Raw genomic sequence first — 7,321 nt, 5'->3', positions numbered from 1 at the left:
ATAGGTTGTTTACTATCGTCCCGCTCGCGGATGTATTCCTCGTGCAGCTTCTTCTCTTCTCCAGAATGCGAGCGGCTTTCCTGATGATCGGCGCGTCGTTCAAAGGTCCTACCAAGGGACTGCTGTAAACGCCAACGCCGGATATGCGCGTGGTTGCCACTCAGCAACACGTCGGGTACACGCTGATCCGCATACACCTCAGGTCGGGTGTAGTGCGGGCAATCCAGCAGACCATCCGTAAAGGAATCTTCCTCGGCGGAGTCCGCATGCCCTAAAGCTCCAGGCAGCAGTCGTGTAACCGCATCGATCAGGACCATCGCCGGCAGCTCGCCGCCAGACAGTACATAGTCGCCAATCGACCACTCTTCATCGACATGAGCCTCAATAAAGCGCTCGTCAATGCCTTCATAGCGGCCGGCAATCAGGATCAATGCATCCGATTGTGCCAGCTCGCGTACCGCCGACTGAGTCAGTTGACGGCCTTGGGGGGACAGGTAAATCACCTTCGCCGCCTCCCCGGCTGCTGCCTTGGCCTGAACCAGAGCATCTTCCAGGGGCTTGATCTTCATCACCATGCCCGGACCACCGCCAAACGGACGATCGTCCACAGTGTGATGCCGATCCGTCGTGTAATCCCGCGGGTTCCAACAGGTCAGCTGCAAGAGCCCCTGCTTGACCGCTCGACTGGTGATGCCGTAGTCGCCGATGGCGGAAAACATCTCGGGAAACAAACTGATCACTTCTACGCGCAAGTTAGCCACGCTTAGAAGTCCGCGTCCCAATCCACCTTCATCTCGCCCGCGGCCAGATCGACTGCCAACACACATTGACCCGTATAGGGCAACAAGCGTTCGCGATCATCCAGGCTGCCAGCGCAAGGCTTGACGACCATTACATCATTGGCGCCGGTTTCCAGAAGATGATCGACTTTCCCGAGCAATTGCCCCAGTTGATCGATGACCTTCAGACCTTCCAGCTGGTACCAGTAGTACTCGCCGTCGGTCAATTCAGGGAACAGGTTGCGCGGCACGCAGATCTCATAACCGGCCAGAAGACGAGCTTCTTCACGATCATCAAGACCTTTGAGCTTTGCGACCAGGAACTTATCGCTCCCGCGTCCGCTGACCAGCTCGACCTGTTTGACATTGCCTTCACGCTTGAGCGTCCAGGTTTTGTACTGCAACAGGTTTTCAGTCGGATCAGTAAAGGAATAAACCTTCACTTCGCCGCGAACGCCATGAACAGAATAAATTTTGCCAATAACGATCAAATCATCGGCAACAGCAGGCGTCGCGTTCATATTGCTCAGGCCGCAGCCTTTGCAGATTCCTTCAGCAACTGAGCAACACGCTCAGAAGGCTGTGCACCAACGCTCAGCCAGTAGGCTACGCGCTCTTGGTTCACGGACAGACGGATTTCCTGACCACGGGCAACAGGGTTGAAGAAACCAACCTGTTCTTTGTGGGAGCCGTCACGCGGGTTACGCGAGTCGGTTACGGTCAGGTGGTAAAACGGGCGCTTTTTGGAGCCGCCAAGGGCAAGACGGATTGTTAGCATGTGAACATCGTTCCTGTAGTCGGTGCTGCAAATCTAAATGCACAGCGGGCATGGGTGCCCGAAAGGCCGCATATTCTAAGGAATATCCGGACTTTTGCAAATGACTTTTTCCGGCGCCTATGGCATGCCGTGCGGATTTGCATATAGAGCCGTCGATGAAAACGGCCAGTCAGCTCCCGCCGAGTGCGGGTTTGCTGTTGATCCTGCGTCCTTGCAGGGTCTGCGCCGGTGCGACGACCGGCGAAGTCTTAGTGTCCTGCCTCACCCATTTCGCTCACTTTTGACGAGTGACTGATGCCCTCAAGCAAGGCGCCGCGACGAGTCATAGCCCGCTATGGCGAGGAGCGGCAACGCAGCATGAGGGCATCAGGCGCCGCCATAAGTGAGCAGAATGGGTGAGACGGGACACCTTACATTTTTGGCATGCCGCCGCCGGGCAACATTCCGCCCATGCCGCGCATCATTTTCGCCATACCGCCCTTGGCGGAGAATTTCTTCATCATCTTCTGCATCTGCTTGTGCTGCTTGATCAAGCGACCGATGTCCTGCACCTGCGTGCCGGAACCCATGGCGATCCGGCGTTTGCGCGAACCGCTGATCAGCTCAGGGTCGCGGCGCTCGGCCGGGGTCATGGAGTTGATGATGGCTTCCATCTGTTTGAATTGTTTCTCTGCGGCGTTCTGGGCATTGCCCATTTGCGACAGATTGACGCCGCCGATGCTCGGCAGTTTGTCCATGAGCCCACCGAGGCCGCCCATGTTCTTCATTTGTTGCAGCTGATCGCGGAAGTCTTCGAGGTCGAAGCCCTTGCCCTTTTTCAGCTTCTTGGCCAGTTTGTCGGCCTTGTCTTTATCGAGGGTCGCTTCAGCCTGCTCGATCAGGCTGAGCACGTCGCCCATGCCGAGAATCCGCGAGGCGATACGCTCGGGGTGGAACGGATCGAGCGCTTCGCTCTTCTCGCCCATACCGATGAACTTGATCGGCTTGCCGGTGATGGCGCGCACCGACAATGCGGCACCGCCACGAGCGTCGCCGTCGACCTTGGTCAGAATCACACCGGTCAGCGGCAGTGCATCACCGAAGGCCTTGGCCGTGTTGGCGGCGTCCTGACCGGTCATGGCGTCAACCACGAACAGGGTTTCGACCGGGTTGATCGCGGCGTGCAGCGCCTTGATCTCGCCCATCATCTCTTCGTCGATGTGCAGACGACCGGCGGTATCGACGATGACCACGTCGATGAATTTCAGTTTTGCTTCTTTAATAGCGGCTTGCGCGATGTCGACCGGCTTCTGGCTCAGATCGGATGGAAAGAAGGTCACGCCCACTTCACCGGCGAGCATTTCCAGCTGTTTGATCGCCGCAGGACGATAAACGTCCGCCGACACCACCATGACCGACTTCTTCTTGCGCTCTTTAAGGAAGCGCGCAAGTTTACCGGCGGTGGTGGTCTTACCGGCGCCCTGCAGACCTGCCATCAAAATGACAGCTGGCGGCACAGCACTCAGGTTCAAGTCTTCGTTGGCCGCGCCCATCAGGCTTTCGAGTTCGGCCTGGACGATCTTCACGAACGCCTGGCCCGGCGTCAGGCTGCGCGACACCTCGGTGCCGACAGCGCGCTCCTTGACCGAATTGACGAAGTCCTTGACCACCGGCAGGGCGACGTCGGCTTCGAGCAACGCCATGCGCACTTCACGCAGGGTGTCTTTGATGTTGTCCTCGGTCAGCTTCGCCTTGCCGGTGACATGGCGCAGCGTCTGCGAGAGACGGTCGGTTAAGTTTTCAAACATTGCGCGATCCTTTCAGGCCCTGTGTAGACCGGGATAATGGCGGCCCAGACCGGAATCAACATGTGCTCGGCGAGCCTGCGGCGTGGGCAGGTCGCGGATTATAGCGAAGACTGCGGCTGGCGGACACCTCGCTGTCAGCTTCCTGAGTCTTTCGTGCCATGGCGGTTCTATGCCAAACTCAGCCCCTTTCGGGCCTGCCTAACAGGATTTATGCTCCCCTTGTCACCCAGTTTATTGACTACCCTCGCCGCCGCCCTTCTATATGCCGCTGCGACCCTTTATCAGAGCACCCGCTTGGCCACAGGCGCCAAGGCGAACAAGCGCCTGCTGGTTAGCCTCGGCGTTCTCGCCGTGGTGGCCCACGGTGCCAGCCTGCTCACGCATTTACTGACCCCGATCGGTCTGGGCCTGGATTTCTTCAGCGCCTCGAGCCTGATCGCGGCGGCGGTGATCGCCCTGACCCTGATCGCCTGCTCGCGCATTCCGGTGGAAAACCTGCTGGTGCTGCTATTTCCGCTGGGCGCGGTCACCGTGCTGCTGGCGCAATTCGCGCCGACCGGTACGGTGCAGATCATCGATGAAGAGCCGGGCATCCTCGCGCACATTCTGTTGTCGATCCTCGCGTACGGTATGTTCACCATCGCGGTGTTCCAGGCATTGCTGCTGCTGGTGCAAGACCACCAGCTCAAGCACAAGCACCCGTCCGGGCTGATCAAGAATTTCCCGCCGCTGCAAACCATGGAAAGCCTGTTGTTCGGCTTCCTCTGGGCCGGCTGGACGCTGCTGTCGCTGTCGCTGATCTCCGGCTGGCTGTTCGTCGAGAATCTGTTCGCCCAGCATCTGGTGCACAAGACCCTGCTCGCGTGCCTGGCCTGGATCGTCTTCAGCGTGCTGCTGTGGGGCCGCAACCGTCTCGGCTGGCGCGGTCACAAGGCGATTCGCTGGACCCTCGCCGGTTTCTGCCTGCTGATGTTGGCGTATTTCGGCAGCAAACTGGTTCGTGAATACATTCTGCACATCTGACGGGCGGCATAAATGGACGCTTTGCCCTTAGGGCCGATGCTCGCGGTATTTGTCCTGCTGATTTTATGGTCAGGGCTGTTTACCGCCGTCGAAATCGCGCAACAGCACTTGCTCGCGCAACGAACCGCCTCGCGCGCCAGCGATAAACCACTGGCGAAGCTGAGCTTCCCGCTCGACAGCCTGATCCTCTGCAACACCTTGTGCCGAGCGCTCGCAGTGATCATCGCGACGTTGTTGGCGATTTTTCTCTGTGAAGAAAACGGCCCGTGGGCGGCATGCCTGGGAGCCGGCGCCGTGTTGCTGGTGTTCGCCGATTATTTCCCGCGCACCTTCGCCCGGCGTTATCCGGATGCCGTATTGGCCTTCGGCAATTCGTTGCTGGCAGTACCGCTAAAGATTGTTTATCCGCTGGCCTGGCTGTTCAGCCGTATCAGCGATTTACTGATGAGTCCGTTTGCGCGCAAGGTTCAGGTCGTGCAGCAAAGCGAAGATGACTCGCCTGCCGACCGCTATGACGATCAAGATCATCCGGTCCGGGCACACCCGGTTTCGGGCATTCATGCGCTGGACAACATCACGGTCAATGACATTCTGGTGCCACGCAGTGACGTCGACGGCATCAACCTCGACGACTCGATCGAAGAAATCATCGAACAACTGCGGCATAACAAGCGCACTCGCCTGCCGGTGTTCCATAGCGACATCAACCAGGTTGAAGCGGTACTCAACACACGGCAGATCCGTCATTTGCTGAACAATGGTGATTTGACTCGCGAAGCACTGCTGGCGGCCAGCTACGAACCGTACTTCGTGCCAGAAAGCACGCCACTGCAACTGCAACTGCTGAACTTCCACAAGCAACAGCGCCGACTGGGCATGGTGGTCGACGAATACGGCGAAGTGCTCGGCATCGTGACGCTGGAAGACATTCTCGAAGAAATCGTTGGCGAGTTTGAAAGCGAGCACAGCCTGGATAACCCGCACATTCATCCGCAGGCGGATGGGCGCATGGTGATCGATGGCACGGCGTCGATCCGTGAGCTGAACAAGTGCCTGGGCTGGCATTTGCCGAGCGATGGGCCGAAGACCCTGAATGGCCTGGTGACCGAAGCGCTGGAAACCATTCCCGAAAGTGCGGTTTGCTTGAAGATCGGCCGCTATCGACTGGAGATTCTCGAGACCGAGGAGAACCGGGTGAGCAAGGTGCTGATCTGGCATACCTCTTCTGTGCCAGCCCTGGTGCCTGCCCGATAAAAGATCAAAAGATCGTCCGAACGCGGCCCGAACCTTCGGCAGCTTCTACATTTGAAATGCGTTCCCATGTAGGAGCTGCCGAAGGCTGCGATCTTTTGCTCTTGTTCAATTGTTAGCCCCCTTCCTATAATCGAAACGCTTACCCAAGCGTCGCCAGACCGTGTGCTTATCCCGCACCCGACAGGTTTCGGCCATTTCCGTTGTACTCCGGCGACTGTTCCTACCTGAAACAGCGACCGCGCCTCATCCCACATCCCTGGGTGCTCGACCATAATAATTCGCTCCAACGGAGCTCATGACTGTCAGGGATCACCGCATGACGACCAGTACCGCTTTCAGCGACACCGCGCCTGCACAACCGACCAACTCCGCCACCCGTGTGGCGACGGCGAGTTTTATCGGCACCGCAATCGAGTTCTACGACTTTTATGTTTACGCCACAGCGGCTGCGCTGGTGATTGGGCCGGTATTCTTTCCGCAGACGTCCGGCACGGCGCAGATGCTCTCGGCGTTTCTCACTTTCGGCATCGCTTTTCTGGCCCGGCCGCTGGGCTCGGCGCTGTTCGGCCACTTCGGTGACCGTATCGGACGTAAATCGACACTGGTTGCCTCATTGCTGTTGATGGGCGTGTGTACGACGCTGATCGGCGTGCTGCCGGGTTACGCCACGATTGGCGCATGGGCACCGATTCTGCTGTGCGTGCTGCGCTTCGGGCAGGGGCTGGGATTGGGTGGCGAATGGGGCGGTGCCGCCCTGCTGGCCACGGAAAACGCGCCGAAAGGCAAACGCGCGTGGTTCGGTATGTTTCCGCAGCTTGGCCCTTCGATTGGTTTTCTCGCGGCCAATGGCTTGTTTCTAACCCTGGCCATGACCCTCGATGACGAGCAGTTCCGCAGCTGGGGCTGGCGAATTCCGTTTCTGCTCAGCGCGGTGCTGGTGATGGTTGGCTTGTATGTGCGCCTGAAACTCCACGAAACGCCAGTTTTCGCCAACGCCATCGCTCGTCAGGAGCGAGTGAAAGTGCCACTGGTTGAGCTGTTCAGCCAGTATTGGGCACCGACTTTGTTGGGCGCGGCGGCGATGGTGGTGTGCTACGCGCTGTTCTATATCTCGACGGTGTTTTCCCTGAGCTATGGGGTTTCCACACTGGGTTATAGCCGCGAAACCTTCCTCGGATTGCTGTGCTTTGCCGTGTTGTTCATGGCGGCGGCGACACCATTGTCGGCTTGGGCCAGCGACCGTTACGGGCGTAAACCGGTGCTGATCATCGGTGGCGTGCTGGCGATTCTGTCCGGGTTTCTGATGGAACCTTTACTGACTCAGGGTTCGACCTGGGGGGTGGCGCTGTTTCTGTGCATCGAGCTGTTTTTGATGGGCGTGACATTCGCACCGATGGGCGCGTTGTTGCCCGAGTTGTTTCCGACCCACGTGCGTTATACCGGCGCTTCGGCAGCGTATAACCTGGGCGGCATAGTCGGGGCCTCGGCGGCGCCGTTCTTTGCGCAGAAACTGGTGGCTATGGGTGGTTTGAGTTATGTCGGCGGGTATGTGTCGGCGGCCGCGGTGCTGAGCGTGATTGCGGTGCTGTGCTTGAAAGAAACGCGGGATAACGATCTGAATCGGGTTGCCTGATAGATCGCTATCGCGAGCAGGCTCACTTCTACAGGGGAACGAATTCCATTTGTGGGAGTGAGCCTGC

Annotated in this window: 7 protein-coding genes; 3 read left to right on the top strand and 4 right to left on the bottom strand. The window is 58.5% G+C overall.

The genetic code is table 11. The features are described from left to right. The 4 genes from trmD to ffh form a co-directional block, all read right to left on the bottom strand. A partial coding sequence (gene trmD, locus ACIF4X_RS27280) for a tRNA (guanosine(37)-N1)-methyltransferase TrmD (protein WP_397484453.1) occupies nt 1–719 on the bottom strand: 719 nt, incomplete at its 3' end. Between the two features lie 44 nt (nt 720–763). Beyond that, complete coding sequence (rimM, locus tag ACIF4X_RS27275; RefSeq protein WP_129389600.1) at nt 764–1,300, bottom strand: ribosome maturation factor RimM; 537 nt, start codon at nt 1,298–1,300, stop codon at nt 764–766. Nucleotides 1,301–1,305: 5 nt separating this feature from the next. After that, entirely contained in the window at nt 1,306–1,557 is a 252-nt protein-coding gene (gene rpsP / locus ACIF4X_RS27270; RefSeq protein ID WP_003185073.1) for a 30S ribosomal protein S16, read from the bottom strand. 410 nt (nt 1,558–1,967) lie between these two features. Beyond that, the gene (ffh, locus tag ACIF4X_RS27265) at nt 1,968–3,344 is read right to left on the bottom strand and encodes a signal recognition particle protein (protein WP_397484452.1); all 1,377 of its coding nucleotides are present in this window, start codon (nt 3,342–3,344) and stop codon (nt 1,968–1,970) included. A 210-nt stretch (nt 3,345–3,554) separates the two neighbouring features. On the opposite strand from ffh, the gene ACIF4X_RS27260 reads away from it, so the two are divergent. The 3 genes from ACIF4X_RS27260 to ACIF4X_RS27250 all read left to right on the top strand — a co-directional run bounded on the left by ACIF4X_RS27260 (nt 3,555) and on the right by ACIF4X_RS27250 (nt 7,254). Then, a complete protein-coding gene (locus ACIF4X_RS27260; protein WP_397484451.1) occupies nt 3,555–4,367 on the top strand; it encodes an inner membrane protein YpjD in 813 nt (270 codons plus the stop codon). Between the two features lie 12 nt (nt 4,368–4,379). After that, nucleotides 4,380–5,621, top strand: coding sequence for a transporter associated domain-containing protein (locus ACIF4X_RS27255; RefSeq protein WP_397484450.1), 1,242 nt, complete (start codon nt 4,380–4,382; stop codon nt 5,619–5,621). Nucleotides 5,622–5,937: 316 nt separating this feature from the next. Next, on the top strand, nt 5,938–7,254 hold the full coding sequence (locus ACIF4X_RS27250; RefSeq protein WP_397484449.1) for an MFS transporter: 1,317 nt from the start codon (nt 5,938–5,940) through the stop codon (nt 7,252–7,254). The last annotated feature ends 67 nt before the right edge of the window (nt 7,255–7,321 follow it).

This window comes from Pseudomonas sp. NPDC085632 (assembly GCF_044541255.1).
In the GTDB taxonomy this organism is placed as follows: Bacteria; Pseudomonadota; Gammaproteobacteria; order Pseudomonadales; family Pseudomonadaceae; genus Aquipseudomonas.
The sequence above is the reverse complement of the archived record's forward strand: the minus strand, read 5'-3'. Positions and strand labels throughout refer to the sequence as shown.

Excerpts from the sequence above, each read along its gene's own strand:
- ACIF4X_RS27260 (WP_397484451.1), top strand. The coding sequence starts at position 3,555 with ATGCTCCCCTTGTCACCCAGTTTATTGACTACCCTCGCCGCCGCCCTT.
- rimM (WP_129389600.1), bottom strand. The coding sequence starts at position 1,300 with ATGAACGCGACGCCTGCTGTTGCCGATGATTTGATCGTTATTGGCAAA.
- ACIF4X_RS27255 (WP_397484450.1), top strand. The coding sequence starts at position 4,380 with ATGGACGCTTTGCCCTTAGGGCCGATGCTCGCGGTATTTGTCCTGCTG.
- rpsP (WP_003185073.1), bottom strand. The coding sequence starts at position 1,557 with ATGCTAACAATCCGTCTTGCCCTTGGCGGCTCCAAAAAGCGCCCGTTT.
- ffh (WP_397484452.1), bottom strand. The coding sequence starts at position 3,344 with ATGTTTGAAAACTTAACCGACCGTCTCTCGCAGACGCTGCGCCATGTC.
- ACIF4X_RS27250 (WP_397484449.1), top strand. The coding sequence starts at position 5,938 with ATGACGACCAGTACCGCTTTCAGCGACACCGCGCCTGCACAACCGACC.